A 20,398-nucleotide genomic window follows, 5' to 3' on the forward strand; every position below is an offset into this window, starting at 1 on the left:
GAACTTAGAACTTAGAACTTAGAACTTAGAACTTAGAACTTAGAACTTAGAACTTAGAACTTAGAACTTAGAACTTAGAACTTAGAACTTAGAACTTAGAACTTAGAACTTAGAACTTAGAACGTCACTGTCCCCCCAGAGGGATGCCTCGCAATCGGTACTTATGTTCAGGCTCTACTTCTTGCGGCGTCGATTTCTTTTGCTGAGCGTGTAGAGAAAGCACTTGGCCAAACTCATCGACGGATAGCGGCGTACTGATGTAATTACCACGAACACCATCGCAAGCAACCGTTTCCAAAAATCCAATTTGTGAAGCGTTGTTCACATCCAAAGCAACGACTCGAATGCTAAACGTTTTGCACACTCCAATAATGGCTTCCATCATCAGGCGTGATTGTTGGCAAGATTCCAGGCCTCCGGTTAAGGTGCTGTCGACTTTTATTTTATGGATATAACCGGAAGAAAGCAGGCGCAAACTGGAAGGTCCAATACCAAAATTGATCAAACTGATTTTGCAACCCATCAAATAAAGCTTTTTCAGATTTTCATGCCCATGTTGACAATGGTGGTTCAGATCCGTTTCGTTGATTTCAAATTCAAGTTGATCGCCGTTTAAACTGAATTGGTCGATCAGCTCTCGAATTAGTGCATACCCTCGAGCAGAACAAAGTAACTCTTGATAAAGAGGTACCACTATACGAGGAACTAATGGAAATTGCGTACGCCAATTTTGCATTTGCTGACAAGCATTACGGATCAATGATTTATTTAACATAGCAACTTTTTTGCTGCGTAAGGCTGTGTTCAGTAATGCTTGTTCGCAATTTAATTCATCGAATGGCAAACTGGCTAATTGACGGATAGCGCAAATGGAACTTGTGGAAAGTTCCAGCTCCGGCTGCACTGCATAGTGAAATTGATTGAATTCCAGGGCATTTTTTAGTTGCGCTTGCAATTGATTCAGTTGATGCACTTTGTCGGCAATTTCTGGTGTGAAAATACTGACTGAGTTACGTCCGTTTCGTTTGGCTTCGTACATTGCTAAGTCTGCAAAATGCAATAACTCTTGAAAGCTGTTGCCATCATTGGGGTAAATACTGATGCCGATGCTGGTGGTGATCAAAATGGATAAGCCATCGATTTCAAAAGTGCTGTTCAATCGTTGGCGAATGTGCTCAATTACTTTTGAGATTGCATCGGTCGTTTCCAGCTCTTCAACCAATAAGCAAAATTCATCTCCAGCCAAACGACAAAGCACATCGCATTTGCGTATTGCTGATGAAATGTTGTCTGCAATTTGCTTGAGTAACTCATCGCCTGTGTGGTGACCGTGAGTATCGTTAATGGTTTTAAAATGATCCACGTCGATAAATACCAGGGCGAAAGACTTTTTATGGCGAGACGCTCGCTTTATCGCTTGTTCGACTTGTTGACTGAAAAAATTTCGATTGGGCAATTGAGTCAATGGATCAAATTGATTTTCGCTCGCTGAATTTTCATTAAATACGTTATCGAACGATGTATTTTCAGTTTGTGATTGCGGGAGGCTGCTTTTGTGTTGGGCGTCAATGTATTCTTGCGCAAGTTGCACAAATAAGTGAGACAGGTTAATGGACGTTCCTTCTCGGGAACGATCAACCATTTCAGGATCCAGCTGTTTAACAAGCTCAAACAGTTTCTTTTTATTATTCAACATCTTTATTGTTTTTGTTGTGTCGGCAATAGCATCGTGGCTATCGACAATCTTGGTCCAAGTACTGGCTTCCACGGCTTTAAACCGTGTTCCATACCATTAAGTCTGATCCCCGTTTGGCTACTTCACTGCATTGAGCAATGGACACTGCAAAAATTGATGCTTATTATGCCCGATTTTTTATCTTGGGCTGTTATTATAATGCTGCTCTGAAAAGAGAGTGTTTGCTTCTCTCTTGAGCAGGAAGACTACCATCCTTTAAAGTGTCTTTAAACGAATTTTTATAACTTTTTAATGATTATTTAATAAACAACGATAAAATCAGTTCTTTATCGGTTATAAGTAAACAATAACATGAACTGAGATTGTTAATAGCTTGAAAAATAAAGATAAACAGGCCCCAATGTTATCCATTGATTCTGAGATATTTCAAAAACTAGCGACCGGTGATTTGTCTTTGATCACTGCCAGTAACCGGCAAGCACGCTTTTGGCGGCAACAATACCATCAATCCCATAGCGAGCGGAGTAGCGTTTGGCCAGCAGCAGACATCTTACCTTTTAATGCCTGGTTGCAGCGGCTATTTCAGCAAGTTGCTATTGTTGAATCGACTTCTGTCATCTTAACACCTCAACAAAGTTTATGGCTCTGGGAAGAGGTAGTCACAACCAGCGATCACGCTGAGTACTTAATTTCTGCCAGGGCGACCGCTCGGAAAGTTCAGGAAGCTTGGCAACAACTGAAGGAGTGGGAACTTCCGTTGTCTTCGATAACGCCGGAAACCGATGATCATTATGCGTTCATACAGTGGTGTTCACGTTACCAAGAACAGTTAAAAGTAAACGAATGGTTGGATCCCTCAGATTTGATCGCTGAGTTGATTAAGAACAAGCATCATTTTCGTGCCATGTTTCGTCGGTGCAGGCAATTGTATTGGCTGGGTTTTCATCAGTTGACACCACTACAGAAAGCGTTCATTGAAGCATTGCAGAGTGAAGGTATTGAAGTTACTCGAAGCCCGGTTAGTCCCACAAAGCCTAACCTTCAGGGTAAGGTATGCCAAAGCTTCGAAGACGAAATCCGTTCAGCCTGTGATTGGCTGAAGCATCGCTTACAGAATGATCCAGGTGCTCAGTTGGCATTAGTGGTGCCACAACTTGATAAACAACGAGAACGGGTAAGCCAATGGCTAATGCAAGAGTTGCATCCCGAGCAACTTGGGTTATCAGAGTCTCAATCTCAGGTGTTTAATATTTCAGTGGGTGAGCCGTTATTGGCTTTTCCTGTGGCTCGTGTGGCGCTCAATCTGATTGCATTGTTAGGAAAGCCATTACCCGCAGCGGAATTTGCAGAAATACTGCGCTCGTCACAAATAGCGGCTTGGCATTCGTTGCAAGGACTCAATCAACAATGGGCTTTTGAGTTAGTGGTTTATGAGCGGCATTGGCGCCTGGAGACCTTTTGGAAATTTTTAAAGCGAAAATTAGTCGAATTCGAAGACTGGTTGCCTTTGCAACAAAAGTTTCTGGCGCTACAACAAAAAGCTCAACAGCGCCAATCTCCGGAGCAGTGGTGTCAGTTATTTGCTGAGTGGCTAAATGCATGGGGTTGGTGCAATAGTGCAACGCTTGAAAGCCGTGAATTTCAATTGCGAGAGCAGATTAGTGCATTAATTCAGTCGCTTCGTGGCTTTGGTACGATTCAATCGGAATGTACATTTGCTCAAATTTTTCAATGGTTATTGAGTTGTCTTGATGGTCAAGTATTTCAAACAAAAAGTCGCGGTGAGCCAATATCCGTAGTGGGGCTTTACGAAGCCATCGGTTTGCAATTTGACGGCATTTGGCTTTCGGGAATGAACAGTCAGGTGCTTCCCGAAATTGCGAGCCCTAATCCATTTATTCCTTTGTCATTAAGTCGACAGCATCAACTGCCCGGTTCGGGACCGGAGCGAGAACTCGACTATGCGCGAACTTTATTGCAGCATTTGCAGGCGGTGAGTAATGAAGTGAAGGTCAGCTATTACGCTTATGATGGTGATCGCGAGTTGAGTCCGAGCCCGCTTTTTGAGTTAAAGCGTGAAGAGTGGCAAGCAATCGAAACCCCCGGTTCCAGTTTAAGCAAACTACAACCCCTGGCAACGGAAACGTTTCAAGATGAACAAGGGTTGCCGATTGAGACAATAGAGCCGCGTGGTGGCACGCAATTTTTAAAAGAGCAATCTTTGTGTCCAATGCGTGGCTATCTGGCGCATCGAATCGGTTTGATGGAGCAACAAGTACAGAGTCGCGGCATTGATCCTATGGAACGTGGTATTTTTGTTCATCAAGTGATGCAGAACATTTGGCAACAGCTAAAAAATCAGACGGGATTACTTCGCCTAACCGACGACGAGCTACACGCATTAATCGAACAATCATTGCAGCAAGCATTACAAAATCGTTTTTACCATCAGGGTTTGTTGAAACAACTCGAACAGGAAAAGTTTTCGGCACTGATTTTTCAGCTATTGCAACTGGAAAAAAATCGCGAACCTTTCGAAGTGATTGCTAACGAACAATTACGTGATATTGAACTGGGTGGTTTGCACTTTCGTTCTCGTATTGATCGAATCGACCAAACCGATGAAGGGCAAGTGATGATCGATTATAAAACCGGTAAAGCCAATCCATCGAGCTGGGTTGGCGAACGATTGGCCGATCCTCAAATGCCATTGTATCTGTTGTCGCAGCCGGAACAAACAGTCGCTTTGTGTTTTGCTCAATTGCATCCGAGCGAAGTGAAATTTAAAGGGCTGGCAAAAACCGATGGTTTACTTGCCGGAGTCACTTCTGCTGAAAAAAGTCGAAGTGCAGTTGAATCCTGGCCGGAGTTTATTGCGCAGTGTGAAACGGCATTACAAACACTTGCTGAAGAAATTAAACAAGGGGATGCTCGTGTTGATCCTCTGGTACAGGCGCGAGCATGTGACTATTGTGCTTTCGCTGGTATTTGCCGGGTGCGCGAATTAGAGGAAAGTACGGATGCACTTTTTGCTATAGGAGACGAGTTGTGAAACTAAAAGACAAACTCGCCCGTGAACAGGCACTGGATATTCACAACTCTTACATTGTACAGGCACCGGCCGGTTCGGGAAAAACTGGGCTCATTACACAACGCTTTTTAAATTTGCTTGCGCATGTTGAGCATCCGGAATCCATTCTATCCATTACCTTTACGCGTAAAGCCGCCAGCGAAATGCGCGAGCGTATTGTCGAAGCGTTGCAAATGGCAACCTTATCTCCACCGCAGGCTGAACACGAATTAAAAACCTGGCAGCTTGCGAAAAAAGCACTCATGCGAGATCAGCATTTGAGCTGGTCTATTATTGAAAATCCGCAGCGGTTACGCATTCAAACCATCGACAGTCTTTGCGCCAGTTTGGTTAAGCAAATGCCATTGTTAGCCAGGTTTGGCGCGCAACCGGGTATAGAGGAAAATCCGCAGGCTTTATACGAAGCCGCAGCCGAGAGCTTTATACACAGCGCTGTGGTGGATCAGGAGCTGGCTGATGTAAGCGATGCCGTTACTTGTTTGCTCAGTGGTTTAAATAATCAGGTTGATACGTTAATTGAACTTTTCAAAAGTTTGTTGGCGCGACGTGATCAGTGGATTCGACACTTTATTGCCAATCAACGATTGCTGGCAAGACATCAACTGGAAACTGCACTTGCCACTTTTATCGAAAACAAGTTAATGGATTTGCGACGTAAGGCACCAAAGCAACTTGCCGGCCCCTTGTTTCAATTGATTCGTGAATTAAGCGAAAATGAACTGCCATTACCAGACCAACATCCGTTGTATGTACTGGCCCATTTTGATAGCTGGCCCGATAATGATGCGGATCATTTGTCAGCTTGGGTAGCGTTGTCAAACTTTTTGCTTACTGCGCAAGGGAGTTTGCGTAAAACTTGGCGCAGTAACGAAGGATTTCTGGCAAAGTCTAAAGTAAAAGAAAAAACATTAAAGCAACGAGCCGAACGTCACCAACAAACAATCAAAGAAATCGCTGAACAATTGGCAACCTATCCCCAATTTTTAACTCAACTTTCGGAAGTTTCCTTGTTACCGGAACCATTGTTTAGTGAGCAGCAGTGGCAAAATATTGAGGCTTTGAATCAATGCTTACAGTACCTGTTGGTGTTTTTGAAAATGGAATTTCAAAAAGCCGGTAAAGTTGATTTTACGGAGTTGTCGTTGGCGGCGTTAACCGCATTGTATCAGGACTCGGGCGCAACCGATTTAGCACTGAAACTGGACTATCAAATCAAACACATTTTGGTTGACGAGTTTCAGGATACTTCTCATGGACAATACGAGTTGTTGCGATTGTTAACGTCTGGTTGGCAACCCGATGACGGAAGAACATTATTTGTCGTGGGCGATCCCATGCAATCCATTTACCGGTTTCGCGAAGCGGATGTTGGCTTGTATCTTGGTTGTCGGCAACAAGGGCTAGCTGATATTCCATTGCAATCATTAGTGCTGACAACCAACTTTCGATCCGAGGCAGGAATCGTGCACTGGGTTAATCGAGCATTCAGTAACATTTTCCCCGAGAATGAAGATGCTATGCTGGGTGCTGTTCCGGTCAGTCTTGCTGATGCTAAAAATGAAAATACAGAAACGGCAGTTGAGTTTATTCATCGGTTGGATGCCGAATCAGATTTTCAGGCCAATGAGTGCGTTACGCGTATCGAACAAATCAGGCAGCAACACGCTGACGATAGTATTGCAGTACTGGTGCGCAGTAAATCCCATGCGCAATACGTTATTCGTTTATTGAAAAAGAGAAACATTCCGGTTGAAGCGGTCGAAATGGAACGACTGGATGAGCGCCCTATGATCATTTTGCTGCGAGATTTAACCCGGTTTTTATGCAATCCCGCCGACACCGTTGCCTTAGCCGGTATATTACGCAGTGAACTTTGTGGCATTTCAATTAAAACCTTGCATTATATTTTTTCCCGTAATGAAATGCCTTGGCGAGTGGTAGCGAAATTAGTTAACCAGGAAAATGGGGTTGAAGAATACTTACAAGCGGATATTGTTCGTTTGCAAAAAGTTTACGCAAGGTTAAATCCTCATATTGAACAACGTGAGTTTAAACGGCTCAGCGACAGTGTCAGTCGAGCCTGGTTTGCATTGGGAGCTATGCATCTACATAACACGGAACGTGACCATCGCGATGTTGAACAGTTTTTAATTACTTTAGAAAGTAAGCTGAATAATAAAGCAATTCTGAATGTGAGTGAGCTGGATACCTTGCTGGGAAACTTGTTCTCTGCTGCTGATACCAGCGGCGGCAATCGATCGGTTAAGGTAATGAGCATTCATAAATCGAAAGGGCTCGAATTTGATCATGTGTTTGTTTTGCACCTGGAGAAGAAATCGCGCGCCGACGGTTCTCAATTGGTGTTATGGCAAGAATTGCCAGAAGCCTATGCGCCGAATGACTTTTTAGTCGCACCGATGAAAGCCGACGATCAACAGGCCGATAAGGTGTATCGATTGTTGAACAATATTCAGGAGCAAAAGCAACAGTTTGAAAATGCACGCCTTTTATACGTTGCTGCGACTCGTGCAAAAAAACGCTTGTATTTATTGGCTGAGTCGAAAGTGAGTGAGCGCAAGGATGAATTTTTTGTAGCTGCGCCAATGAAAGGTTCATTATTGCAATCCATGTGGTCGGTAGTGGAAGGTGAAGTGAATCAACAGTTAAAGTCGTTCGACCGACGTGAGATTATCGCTAACGATGGTGTATTGAAACATCATCAGTGGCAACGTATATTAACATCACAAGAACCTGAATTAATCCCTGCCACTGTCACTTTCTCCATTAATCAGCAAACACTTTCTTCCGAAACACAAGATATCGAATTTGATTGGAACAGCCAACAAACAACATTAATCGGGATATTGGTGCATGAATATTTGCAACGCATTGCTGAAGAAGGACTGCACCAATGGAATGAAAACAAAATCATTGAGCAAGAAGCGTTGTTCGTCCGTTATTTTAAACAACAGGGCGTTAGTCAACTTGCTATAGCTTCTTGCGTTGAAAAAACCACACAAGCACTAAAAAATTGCTTAAACGATGACACTGGCCGCTGGTTGCTCGATACGCATGCCGAATCGCGATCAGAATGGGCACTCGCAATCGAACGTAATGGTCAATTTAATACCTATGTGATTGATCGTACCTTTATAGATGAGCATAATACGCGTTGGATCGTCGATTACAAAACCGGATTTTATGACGGTAATGATCTGAGTGCTTATTTAGCCGGTGAAATGGAGCGTTATCGACCGCAACTTATGCAATACGCTGACATTGTACGACAAATGGACGAACGCCCCATACGCTGCGCATTGTACTTTCCAATGCACAAACATTTATCTGAGTATTCCTGAAGAGGTAATAATGAAAAAGAATTTTTTGGCATCGGTTGTCGATAAAATTAACAATAAACCCAAATGGTATCGTGGTTGGCTGCTTAATTATTTATTGGGTTCGACCATAAAGTTTGTGGGTACCGCTGGCGTAAAATGCGAATCTTTATCGCGTGAAGAAAGTGTGTGGACTTTAAAAAATAGAAAAAAAGTGCGTAATCATATAAAAGGGATTCATGCTGCTGCAATGGGATTGTTGGCAGAAACGGCTTCCGGAATGGTGGTTGGGATGAATGTTCCGGATGACTCAGTGCCTGTGATTAAATCCATGAAGATTAATTATTTGAAGCGGGTATCAGGCGATCTAAAAGCTGTTGCGCATTTAACCGGTGAGCAGATACAGCAAATTATCGATACAGAGAAAGGTGAGCTTTTAGTACCGGTTAAAGTGACCGACAGTGAGGGTAAGGAACCAATAGAATGTGAAATGATATGGGCCTGGACGCCTAAGAGGAAGTAAATCGTCGAAGGTTATGATGAATTGTAGGATGGTCGCTAGCCCATTATTTTTGTCAAGAGATGGGTTAACACCCATCCTACCTAGAGTGCAAGTAACGAACGGTTAAACTCAGTTTAACCAATCAATAATTTTTTCAATTCCACTCACACAGCCGCCGCCATACTGTTGCGCGAAGGACTCATCTAACGTTTGATCCAATGGAACTTGCTCTGCTGCCGTTAACGCTCGTGCTCCATCAAAGTCAACAAAGGCAATGCGAACGGTGAGTTCTTCTTCCGGTCGACCAAAAGCGCTGCCCGGTAACATGGCAACACCGGTTTCCTGTAAAATGCTTTCACAAAGTTGTTGACTGGTACGTATTCCGCGAGTGCTGAGTTGATCTTTAAAAGGTGAAAAATCCGGAAAAATATAAAACGCGCCATCGGGCATTTTTAACTTGAATCCTGAGTTTTGCAATCGAGAGACAATGGCGTCCGCTAGACTGAATAATACGCGCCGACTGTTCGCCAGATATTTTTCGATATCCAGGCCACCATTAAAGGCGCGAACTGCGGCGTATTGTATGGGGGCTGCTGTCGAAGTAAAGGTTTCGCTGGCAACGGTCGCCATTGCGTTCATTAACCAATGTAAGTTGGGTGGAAAGGCAAATGTGCCCAAGCGCCAACCGCCCGCTCCACACCATTTGGAAAGTCCGCTACTGATTATTGTGCCTTCCGGATAATATTGTGCAATTGATGCATGACTTCCATCGTAGTCGAGCTCTGAATAAATTTCGTCGGACAACACCAGTACTTTATATTTTCTGCATAATCGAGCCAGTGTTTTCAATTCCTTCGCTGAGTAGGTGTAGCCGTGTGGGTTTGCAGGATAATTTAAAATTAATAAACGAGGTTTGTCGGGATCCTTGTAACATAGCTCGTCGATGCACTCTGGAGTAACTTTCCATTGATTTTCAGCATCCGTTTTTAACCAGTGAATATGGCGACCAATAATATGCGCTTGTGGTGCATATGAAACCCAGCTCGGTGTAGGTATCACCAAATCGCCGTAATAAACCAATTGCAGTATAAACATTAATTCTTTGGAGCCTGGGCCTATTAAAATATTATCCGGCGCAAAAGCGATGTTGTGGCTGCGATGGTGGTAGTCGGCAACGGCGCCACGCAGTTCTCGTAAACCAGCAACCGGAAGGTAGTCTTTTTGATGAGCGTTGACCCTTAGTTCTTCTTCGACCACGCTCGGTACGGGGAAAGGGCTTTGCCCTAGCCCAAGTTTGGTGACGGACTTACCCGAACGGATCAGTTCGTTACTGATTTCATTAATGGCTAACGTTGCAGAGAGGGGTAAGCCGCGTACATTCAGGTTTAAATGAACATCAGGTTGTTTTTTCATAGTGTTGGTTGAAGTATCTACTTTTTAATTGAAAGATTCATTAAATTCTTTTTAGACCACTGGATGCTTATCTAGAGTTGGGGGCTGTGATGTATAGCTTCACTTATAAAAAATAATTTTAGAAGAAAAATCTGATATTGCGAACTTTACACCCAGTCAACCTTATTGTCATATAAATCACATCACCGTTTCACAATATCTCATTAATTTGTCTCTCGTATTACAATACAAAGAACTGGAGATGAAATGAACAATCAACGCGTTACGATTTTGGGATGTGCTTTACTCTTTTGTATGAGTGTTTTTGCTGATGGAGAAAATCAGCCCCGCGAAAAACGCTTTAAAACATTTCAGAATGAGTTAGGGCCTCGGCCTTTTTATTTACTGAATAACATGGACGAAAGTGATTTAAAGCGAGCGCTAAAACGCTGCGAATCGCATTTGTTTTTTAAGAAAACGGACTTTTCCATCGGTCATCGTGGTGCACCGATGCAGTTTCCTGAGCATACCAAAGAATCCTACGAAGCTGCCGCTAAAATGGGGGCAGGCATTGTGGAGTGCGATGTAACTTTTACTAAAGACAGAGAATTGGTTTGTCGACACTCGCAATGTGACTTGCACACCACGACCAATATTTTAGCGGTGCCGGAATTGGCGGCCAAGTGCAGCGAACCTTTTTCTCCAGCCGACGCGCTAACTGGGAAAAAAGCGTCGGCTAAATGTTGTACCAGCGATATCACTTTGGCAGAGTTTAAGTCACTGTGCGGAAAAATGGACGCCGCCAATCAAGAAGCGACAACGGTCAGTGAGTATTTAAAAGGCACGGCGGATTGGCGCACCGATCTGTATTCCAGTTGTGGCACCCTTATGTCCCATAAAGAGAGTATTACTTTGTTCAAAGAACTGGGAGTGAAGATGACTCCGGAACTGAAGGAAGCAAGTGTCGACATGCCATTTGAAGGCGAATACACCCAACACGATTATGCGCAGCAAATGATTGATGAATACAAACAGGCCGGTGTGCAGCCAAAAAAAGTATACCCACAGTCGTTTCACTTGCAAGATGTGCTCTACTGGATAGAAATCGAGCCTCGATTTGGTCGGCAAGCGGTTTATCTCGACAGTCGGGTTTACGAGCAAACGGATTTTACGCCAACATATGAAGACATGCTGTCATTAAAGCAACAAGGTGTTCAAATCATAGCGCCACCCATGTGGGCTTTATTGTCGTTGAATAAGTCTGGCGAAATTGTGTCATCTGACTATGCGAAATTTGCAAAACAGGCTGGGTTAGAGATTATCACCTGGACGTTAGAACGCGACGGGCCATTGGCCAACGGAGGTGGTTGGTATCATCAGTCGGTACGCGAGGCAATCCATAACGATGGTGATACCTATCGGGTACTTCATGTCTTGGCACAAGATGTAGGGGTGTTAGGCGTTTTCTCTGATTGGCCTGCAACGACCAGTTATTACGCAAACTGTATGGGAATACACTAAAACACGAGACGGGAACTCTATACTTCTCCAGTATCGAGCTTATTTCGCTCCAGCCACTTTGTTTAGTTGAAATAGCCGCTTTTCGGACTATGCTTAGCAGATTGTTGAAATAAAATAATTTGCCAAATAAACAAAGGGTTAGGAGCAATGAAACAGTACCTTCCCGGTTTGCTTCTTGGGTTGTGGGTATCGGTTTACTCATTGAATGGCGAGTCGTTGAGTCTGCCTGAGCGACAATCACCACCCAAACATTCGATGTTGCGAGTCGCCTATTTTAGTAATGATCCACCCAGTATAGAGCCACTATCGCCAACCTTCGATCCGGACTCCTATTCGGTCATTACTCAAATTTTCGATTCTCTTATTTACTATGATTTAGATGGTCACATTAAGCCGGCATTAGCGGTAAGTTGGACAAAAGAGTCGGATACTATTTGGCGGTTTAAGCTGCGCAAAGGTGTCACTTTCCATAATGGCGAGATTTTTGATGCGTATGCGGTCAAGTTTACCTTCGATTATATTCTGTTGCCTTCTAACAAAGCAGGAAATAATTGGATTTTTAACTCGATAAAGTCGGTTTTTGTGAATCCGTCGAACCGATACGAAGTGGTTTTTGAAACGCACTTTCCTGATGGAATGTTCCTAAATCGGTTGAACATGTTTGGTTCAATCTGTCCTCCAAAATACTTTAAGCGAGTAGGACCTAAAGTATTTTCAGAAAAGCCAATTGGTACAGGACCTTTTAAGTTTGTTGAGTGGAAAAAGAATCAGTTTATTTTACTTGAGAAAAATCAAAGTTATTGGCAACCCGATATTCCTAAAGTCAGCCAAATTCGATTTGATATTTTGCCTGAACAACGTTGGGTGGAGGCTCTGGTAGACGACCGCGTTGACTTTATTCCCAACCTTTCGGGGAACCAGACACCGGTATTGATGGCACAAGCGTTAGGTCGGGTTCGCATCGTTAAGCGTTTAGTCTTGTCGGGGTACTGGGCTCTCATTAAAAATCAAGGAGCTTTAGCCGATGTAAGAGTGAGAAAAGCATTAAATTATGCCATTAACAAGGAGGACTTAGTTCGATATGCCGATTTAGGTAATGCTAAGCCACTGGCGTCGTTAGGTAAAGAAGGGGAGTTCGGTCATGACCCCAACCTTGAAGTCTATCGTTATGATCCCGAGCGTGCTAAAGCTTTATTGAAAGAAGCAATGGGCACTAATCCATTGCAGCTTAAAATTCTTGTTGCTGATATTGCTGAGCCCGTTGCTAAGATTATGATTCGAAACTTGCAGGATATCGGTGCTGACATTCAATATGAAGTTGTTTCTCGATCGGAGTGGGCGAATCGAGTGATCGGCTACAAAATTAAGCAGGGAAAACGTGCAAATTATGACATTGTAATTAATCTAGTGGACAATCCAACGTTTAATTTGGCTTTTCATGCCGGGCTTTTTTTGCATTCACCAAGCCCATGGTCTTTATTGGAGTCTTCGGAATTTGATAAACAATTTGAATTCAGTTTAAAAACAGTACATTCACCTGAGCATGAAAAAAGACTTCAATATCTCGACCGGTTTATTAATGATAATGCGTTAATGATTTTTACAACACAGAGAATTGTTACGGCAGCGGTCAGCAAAAAATTTGATATTGATAAGTTTGGCTTGAATGGTCATCTTGATTATGTGATTTTATCTCATGCTTCAAAAGTGGTTGAATGAATATTATTAGATTACTCAATAAAAGCTTACTTGTAAAATTTATCACGCGCAGTGTTGTGGTATTGGCCATATCAATTTTATTGGTTGAGATGTTCACTTATCAAGAAGCTTCCCGCATGATTCGTCAGCTGATGAGCGAAAGACAGTCAAAAAGTGTTTATAACTACGCATCTCGTTTCGATAGTCAGTTTAATCAACTCGAAGTCGACACTAATATCCTGGCCGGATTACCTGCAGTTGAACAATTTTTGCTTTACTCTCACTATGGACTAGTCACCGAAGCTGAGGCTTTTTCCGATTTAATTCAAAAGTTTATTGAAAAGCAAACCGAAGGGAAAAGTGGTTACGTATTGATTAGAATATGTAATGAAGAAGGCAGTGTCATCTTTAGAGTTTCCAGTGACAATAATGATAAAAGAAAGGCTGAGGGTGGCTCAAAGTGTAAAGGAGATTTTGTCGAACCTTTTGAGGTGAAGGTTAGTGACTTGTACGTAATATCGAGGCAGTCAATTTTTCGTCAAGAAAAGAAAATTGGTGGTGTAGAAATTTATTTTGATCTAATCCCAGACTTTCTTGAAGTATCAAAGGAAAAGCTGTTTGACTCCGGGCATTTAGAGATTTATCACAAAACCGCCTCTCGCGTTTATCCAAAAGAGACCAAAAGCGCTGTTGATTTATCGCAATACTTTCCAGGAAGTGAAAGCAGTATGTCGGTAACTGATTCGAATGGCGATTTAATCCATATTTATCGGTCGAATTTAAAAAAGTCTGACTTCGTAATTTATGCCGTTGTGTATGATAAAGAAATGTTTCGATCGCTTAAAGAAATGCTTTACTTTGTAACGGCTTTGGTAATGCTTGTTTTCCTTGTGGAGGTCAGTTTGATCTCGGTATTTGTGCGAAGAATCATTGTCAAGCCGATTAACTCACTTTTTGAAGCTACTCAGTATATATTGAAAGGTCATTTCAGTCATAGAGTCTTGCTGAAAAGTAACGATGAGGTTGGTAGGTTGGGCTTTGCATTCAACCAAATGTCTACGAATTTAGAAAAATACGTGAATGACGTTGAAATCGAAAAGAATAAATTGTTTGACAGTGAAGTTAGGTTGAACAGTATTTTAGATAATACTTCCTCGGTAATTTATATGAAAGATTTGAACGGTGTTTTTAAGTTAGTCAATAAGGCGTTTTTAGATCTTTTTAATTGGGATGAAGAGTTTGTAGTCGGAAAAGATAATGTCACGCTGTTTGGAAAAGAGGTAGCTGAAAAACTCGTTGTGAATGATAAGGCGGTGGTAAAACAAGGCAAGTCAATGCAATTCGACGAGCAGGTATTTGATGCGTCTGGGCAATTAAGAGACTATTTGTCTGTGAAGTTTCCGCTAAAAGATAATCGAGGCAATATTTACGCGGTATGTGGCATTTCCACTGAAATTACAGATCGAAAGTTAACCGAAAGGAAACTCAAGGAACTGAATGAAGAGCTGAATTTAATTTATGCTGTGTTTGAAACGGGTGGTGAGGGTGTTTTGATAGCGAATAAAGATAAAATTGTTGTGAACTGTAACCCATCATTTGAAAAAACATTTGGTTATAAAAAAGGAGAAATAGTGGGTAAGAATACAGATATATTGAACTCGGATTATCACGATGAATCATTCTATCTCGCAGTCTGGAATACATTGAATACTCAAGGAATGTGGCATGGCGAACTTTGGGAAAAAAGTAAAAGTGGAAAAGTGTTACCTCAATTAGTCACCATAACGAGTATTAAAAATGAACAAGAAGAAGTGACTCACTACGCAGCCATTTTTAGCGATATATCGGAATTGAAGGAAACGGAAGAGAAACTGAAAAAAATGGCGCATTATGATTCATTAACAGGCCTCGCAAATCGAGTTTTGCTGGTTGATCATGTTAAACAAGCGATTCTTCGGTGCCAGCGTTCACAATCACTTTTGGCCGTTTTGTTTATCGATCTTGATAACTTTAAGTATATTAATGATACGCTAGGTCATGATTTTGGTGATCAGCTTTTAGTTGAATTGGCCAATCGCATTAAACGAGCGGTAAGAAAAGTAGATACCGTTGCAAGGTTAGGGGGCGATGAGTTTGTTGTGCTGCTCGATAAAATGGAAGAAAGAAATGATATTACAAGAATTGTTGAAAAAATAAGAAAAGAAGTCAGCAAACCCGTAACTTTGTTCGAAAGAGATGTTTATGTTTCATCAAGTATAGGAATCGCTATTTATCCTGATGATGGGGAGGATGACAACGCGCTATTAAAGAATGCGGATGTAGCAATGTACGCAGCTAAAGACGCAGGCAAAAATGCTTATCGATTCTTTTCTGACAAAATGAATAAAATAATACAGCAACGGCTTAATTTTGAAGTAAAACTAAGAAAAGCATTAGAGAACGATGAGTTTATATTGCATTTTCAGCCTCAAGTTGATATTGATTTTTCCGAATCGCTTCGGGCGGAAGTTCTGGTTCGGTGGGTAAGCCCTAATGGCGAGGTCATATTCCCAGGAGATTTCATTGCGATAGCTGAAGATACTGGTCTCATCATTCCTTTAGGCTATCGGATTATAGAATTAGGCTGCGAAGCCTTAATGAAACTAAAAGATAAAGGGTTTAACCATTTACAGTTGTCAATAAATTTATCGGCTCGTCAGTTTCGACATTATGACTTACCGGAAAAAATCTATCAAATATTAAAGCAGTATCATATTGAGCCAAAGTATTTAGAGTTTGAAATTACAGAAAGTGTATTAATGGACGATTATGAGTTAGCCAGCCAAATATTGAAGCGGATGAAAGGGATAGGCTTTAAATTAGCGTTGGATGATTTTGGAACGGGCTATTCGTCTTTAAGCTACCTAAAGCAGTTTCCTTTGGATACTTTAAAGTTAGATCGAAAGTTTATTATAGAAATGGAAAATAGCGCTATCGACCAGACGATTGTTCGTTCGGTGATTCAAATGGCGAAGGCTCTTTCTTTGGATACTGTTTGTGAGGGAGTTGAAACTGAATCACAGCTAATTCGATTGAGAGAATTAGGGGCCACCATTATTCAAGGCTACTACATAAGTAAACCCTTACCATTGGAGAAATACCTATCCTATTTGGAAGCATCAAAAATACCTGAGTTATAAAGACGCATTTCTTATAAAACCATAACGTTTCTACGAGACTTCATTGTTGTCATTTTTAACATGTTACTCTAAGAAGTCGTAATGCTTGAAGCTCCGGAACTTTACCTATTGATGCTGACAAGGTGCCCAATGCCTGTTATCGGTTGATAATGGTCGCCAAATGAAACAGTTAATGGGTAGGTTTTGCAGGTTACGCACGAAACAACCGCTATTTTCGACATTAAATAGCCTGTCGTTTGAACAATTCGTATAATCAACTTTATTGGCTTCATGCAGCACTCCGACAATCGACTCATTCAATGGTATAATCAGAGGAGATTGAGTGAATAGTAATAATTGGTAATTAATTTTTTGGGAGTCGAGATGAATACCCTCACGATAACTGCCCCTGATGATTGGCACTTGCACTTTCGCGACGGTGACATGCTGAAAGAAACCGTTGCCGCAACCGCACGTTGCTTTAAACGCGCCATTGTCATGCCCAATCTGGTGCCGCCGGTAACCAATGCTGATATGGTGCAAAGTTACCGACAACGAATACTTGATGCCAGACCTGCGAACAGTGATTTTGAACCACTAATGACTTTGTATTTAACCGATCAAACTTCTGCGGAAGACATTCGTCAGGCAAAAGCTTTAGGGGTGATCGCCGCCAAACTTTATCCCGCCGGTGCGACGACTAACTCGGATGCAGCAGTAAGTGAGCTGGATGCACTATTCCCCATTTTTGAAGTTATGGAAAAAGAAGGCATGTTGTTGCTGGTTCACGGTGAAGTTACCGATGCGGAAATAGACGTATTTGATCGTGAAAAAGAATTTATTGATCGCTATTTGCGTAAAATCGTACAGTCTTTTTCGGAACTAAAAGTAGTGTTTGAGCATATCACGACCAAAGATGCCGTAGACTTTGTCGTTACTGCACCCGAAACGGTTGCTGCAACGGTTACACCTCAACATTTAATGATGAATCGTAATGATCTTCTGGTGGGTGGCATTCGACCGCACAATTATTGTTTACCCGTTTTAAAACGCAGCACACATCAGCAAGCTTTGAGAACGGCTGTGGCCAGTGGGTCAAAAAAGTTTTTTCTAGGAACCGATTCGGCACCGCATGCGAAACATCGAAAAGAATCCGCTTGCGGTTGTGCGGGCTGTTACAGTGCCTGGAGTGCAATCGAATTGTACGCACAAGTATTTGAGGAGTTGGGTTGCATCGAAAAATTGGAAGGATTTGCCAGTCATTTCGGCGCCGACTTTTATGGCTTGCCACGTAATTCAGATACCATTACGTTAGTGCGCGAATCTTGGCAAATTCCAGAGTCAATCATCTTGCCAGATGGTTCGCCCATCGTGCCTTTTTATGCCGGTGAAACGGTTCATTGGAAGCTAAAAGATAAATAGTACTTGAACGCTCCTGCAATCAAGTAGGAGTGCTCTTTAGACGCGACCTATTTAAAGAAATGTCTTCATCAACAACTGTTCTTGTTATCGGCTACGTTTGGCCTGAACCTGCTTCCTCGGCCGCTGGCCGACATATGTTGTCGTTATTGCAATTATTTTTGCGACAAAGCTGGCGAGTCGTTTTTGCTACACCCGCAAAGACGACAGAACATCAAGTGGACTTAATTGAACTTGGCATTGAAACTCAAAGCATTGAAATTAACGATTCAAGTTTCGACGACTGGGTGAATAAACTTTCACCCGATATTGTGGTTTACGATCGGTTTATGATGGAAGAACAGTTTGGCTGGCGTATTGAACAACAATGCCCGAAGGCTTTAACCATTCTTGATACCGAAGATCTTCAATGTTTGCGTTTTGCTCGTCAGCAGGCGCATAAACAACAACGTCAATTAACGGATGCCGACTTTCATTCTGAATTAGCAAAACGCGAAATTGCGGCAATCGTACGGTGTGATCTCAGTTTAATTATTTCATCCTACGAAATGCAATTGCTACAACATAAGTTTAACGTTGATAATAAGTTATTACACCATTTACCTTTTTTGGTGGATCTCGATCGGTTACCGCAATCGCCTTTGCCATATGAAGAGCGGCAACACTTTATCGCCATCGGTAATTTTCGTCATGCGCCCAATTGGGACTCGGTGCTTTACCTTCAACAAATTTGGCCTTTGATAAGGCAACAACTTCCCAAAGCGGAATTACACATTTACGGATCTTATGCACCACCAAAAGCAACCGCATTACACAACACCAAGCAAGGGTTTTTAATTAAAGATCGCGCATCCGATGCGTGGGAAGTCATTGGACGTGCTCGTGTGCTTCTTGCACCACTTCGATTTGGAGCTGGTATAAAAGGTAAGTTACTGGATGCCATGATTACACAAACGCCGAGTGTCACAACCGATATTGGTGCTGAAGGCATGCATAATGGTTTATCTTGGCCGGGTTTCATTGCCAATAATACAGAAGAGTTTGCTAAGTCGGCGGTAAGGCTTTATCAGGATCAGCAATTGTGGCAACAGAGCCAAACTTATGCGAAAGACATTTTACAACTTGTGTTTGATGCCACGATTTTGGAGCAGAAATTGGTGGCGCGTATTCATTCTATTCGAGGTTCTTTAGCGGAACATCGATTGAACAACTTTACAGGTGCAATGCTTCGGCACCACAGCATGAAGAGTACTCATTTTATGTCTAAGTGGATAGAGGCTAAGAATAAACTGGAAAGTAAGCCGTGAGTTATCGGGGGGATTTATCCGATACCGGTGTATCCTTCCGCTTCCATAAATTGAAGACCGATAAAGTTTTTCGCTAGTAAAGTGTCTGCTAAATCACTGCGAATGATTATGTTCGAGCCCCAATATTTCATTCGAAAAATTTTACAGTTTTCAGGGATACGTACCTGATCGAAGACTAAACCCATACAATCGGTGATCTCATTGGGGTCTAGTGGGTTCCACTCAACCATAGAAGCGTCTTGGTCAATGCAGTCGATGACTTTTTTGATGTGCAAAATATAGTAGGTTGACTTTTCTGGTAATCCTTGATGGTTTACGATGGTAATGGGCAAAAATTCAACGTCTTGTTCGGGAAGGTGTTGCTTCAATTCGGTAACTAACGCTTCAGAAATAATGGGATGGAAAGTACCGTATAGATTGTCAGACAATTTATCACCATCGGGGTGATTTTCCCGCATTTTTGTTGTTAAATCCGATGGCCAGTTTTTCAGTAACTCGAGGCCCGTATTCAAAGGTTCATCATCAACAAAAGGTGTTTTTACTGCGCAATAATCTTCATGATAACGGCTCCTCCATAGTAAAAAATTCATGAGTCCCTAGCTCCTTTTTGAATACGGTTAAAACGCTAATGTTATTTAGGTGTCATTCGATTAGATGCCAAACGATATCGCGAGCGGCGGTTCACTTCCGCCGCGCATATGATGTTACTCCAAACTGATAGTAATAACGTTTGTTTTTCCAGGTACCAATACAACTTCTCCTGACGTATAAAAGTCACCTTTTTCAGATTGGGCTTTCAGGTAATATCGACCACTATTAATAGTGGTGTTTCGGCTGTTGTAAAACCAAGTGTCTTTTTCCGATAACCAACCTTCAGGTGTAATTGGGTATAATGAGATGGTTGCATCCATATCAGCGCCACTGTCCAGGTGTTTACTAACCACTCGAACCATGGTCATACCTTTTGGGTTAGCTTCACTGATAGGGCCTAATATTTGACCAAAGTCTCGGCTGGAGCGTTTGGCTTCAATTCGGGTAAACCTTTCTTCCTCTTTAACGTACTCTGGCGCTCGATTACTGCCTTTCATCATTGTGTTTGGTGCAGACTTCCCTTCAATAACATCCAGCGCATCGTTCGCTGAGCGAATGACATCGGCTGTTTTACATCCGGATAAAGTCAGTGATACGGCGAGTGAAAAATAAATGATTTTATTCATAAGTCCTTTGTCCTTTGTGCTTAATAAAAACTGACCATTTCGCCACTTTGAATATTTGGCTG

Annotated in this window: 12 protein-coding genes; 8 read left to right on the forward strand and 4 right to left on the reverse strand. The window is 42.2% G+C overall.

The genetic code is table 11. The annotated features are described in order from the left end of the window. Positions 1 to 124: 124 nt before the first annotated feature. A complete protein-coding gene (locus tag ACTUJY_RS12765) occupies positions 125 to 1,768 on the reverse strand; it encodes a putative bifunctional diguanylate cyclase/phosphodiesterase (RefSeq protein WP_463616483.1) in 1,644 nt (547 codons plus the stop codon). Between the two features lie 328 nt (positions 1,769 to 2,096). Here ACTUJY_RS12765 and ACTUJY_RS12770 point away from each other — a divergent pair, with 328 nt between their 5' ends. Genes ACTUJY_RS12770 through ACTUJY_RS12780 form a run of 3 tightly spaced genes read left to right on the forward strand, consistent with a single transcriptional unit; the run spans position 2,097 to position 8,645 of the window. Continuing rightward, positions 2,097 to 4,748, forward strand: coding sequence for a PD-(D/E)XK nuclease family protein (locus ACTUJY_RS12770; protein ID WP_463616484.1), 2,652 nt, complete (start codon positions 2,097 to 2,099; stop codon positions 4,746 to 4,748). Further along, positions 4,745 to 8,146 (forward strand): UvrD-helicase domain-containing protein, encoded by a 3,402-nt coding sequence (locus ACTUJY_RS12775; protein WP_463616485.1) that lies wholly within the window; start codon positions 4,745 to 4,747, stop codon positions 8,144 to 8,146. The genes ACTUJY_RS12770 and ACTUJY_RS12775 overlap by 4 nt, the downstream gene beginning before the upstream one ends. A 10-nt stretch (positions 8,147 to 8,156) precedes the next feature. After that, entirely contained in the window at positions 8,157 to 8,645 is a 489-nt protein-coding gene (locus tag ACTUJY_RS12780) for a DUF4442 domain-containing protein (protein ID WP_463616486.1), read from the forward strand. A 108-nt stretch (positions 8,646 to 8,753) separates the two neighbouring features. Here the strand turns inward: ACTUJY_RS12780 and ACTUJY_RS12785 are convergent, their stop codons facing one another. After that, on the reverse strand, positions 8,754 to 10,037 hold the full coding sequence (locus tag ACTUJY_RS12785) for a pyridoxal phosphate-dependent aminotransferase (RefSeq protein ID WP_463616487.1): 1,284 nt from the start codon (positions 10,035 to 10,037) through the stop codon (positions 8,754 to 8,756). 246 nt (positions 10,038 to 10,283) lie between these two features. On the opposite strand from ACTUJY_RS12785, the gene ACTUJY_RS12790 reads away from it, so the two are divergent. From ACTUJY_RS12790 to ACTUJY_RS12810, 5 genes are all read left to right on the forward strand, one after another. Further along, positions 10,284 to 11,537 (forward strand): glycerophosphodiester phosphodiesterase family protein, encoded by a 1,254-nt coding sequence (locus ACTUJY_RS12790; RefSeq protein WP_463616488.1) that lies wholly within the window; start codon positions 10,284 to 10,286, stop codon positions 11,535 to 11,537. A gap of 147 nt (positions 11,538 to 11,684) precedes the next feature. Beyond that, a complete protein-coding gene (locus tag ACTUJY_RS12795) occupies positions 11,685 to 13,256 on the forward strand; it encodes an ABC transporter substrate-binding protein (RefSeq protein ID WP_463616489.1) in 1,572 nt (523 codons plus the stop codon). Beyond that, positions 13,253 to 16,414: an EAL domain-containing protein gene (locus ACTUJY_RS12800; protein WP_463616490.1), complete on the forward strand. Its 3,162-nt coding sequence runs from the start codon at positions 13,253 to 13,255 to the stop codon at positions 16,412 to 16,414. The genes ACTUJY_RS12795 and ACTUJY_RS12800 overlap by 4 nt, the downstream gene beginning before the upstream one ends. Positions 16,415 to 16,777: 363 nt before the next feature. Next, positions 16,778 to 17,815, forward strand: coding sequence for a dihydroorotase (gene pyrC / locus ACTUJY_RS12805; RefSeq protein ID WP_463616491.1), 1,038 nt, complete (start codon positions 16,778 to 16,780; stop codon positions 17,813 to 17,815). A 59-nt stretch (positions 17,816 to 17,874) separates the two neighbouring features. Further along, the gene (locus tag ACTUJY_RS12810; protein WP_463616492.1) at positions 17,875 to 19,119 is read left to right on the forward strand and encodes a glycosyltransferase; all 1,245 of its coding nucleotides are present in this window, start codon (positions 17,875 to 17,877) and stop codon (positions 19,117 to 19,119) included. Between the two features lie 14 nt (positions 19,120 to 19,133). On the opposite strand, the gene ACTUJY_RS12815 is transcribed toward ACTUJY_RS12810, so the two are convergent. Both ACTUJY_RS12815 and ACTUJY_RS12820 read right to left on the reverse strand, forming a co-directional pair. Continuing rightward, the gene (locus tag ACTUJY_RS12815) at positions 19,134 to 19,709 is read right to left on the reverse strand and encodes an imm11 family protein (protein ID WP_463616493.1); all 576 of its coding nucleotides are present in this window, start codon (positions 19,707 to 19,709) and stop codon (positions 19,134 to 19,136) included. Positions 19,710 to 19,823: 114 nt separating this feature from the next. Beyond that, the gene (locus ACTUJY_RS12820; protein ID WP_463616494.1) at positions 19,824 to 20,336 is read right to left on the reverse strand and encodes a hypothetical protein; all 513 of its coding nucleotides are present in this window, start codon (positions 20,334 to 20,336) and stop codon (positions 19,824 to 19,826) included. Positions 20,337 to 20,398 lie beyond the last annotated feature (62 nt).

This window comes from Pleionea sp. WD8-19 (assembly GCF_055326765.1).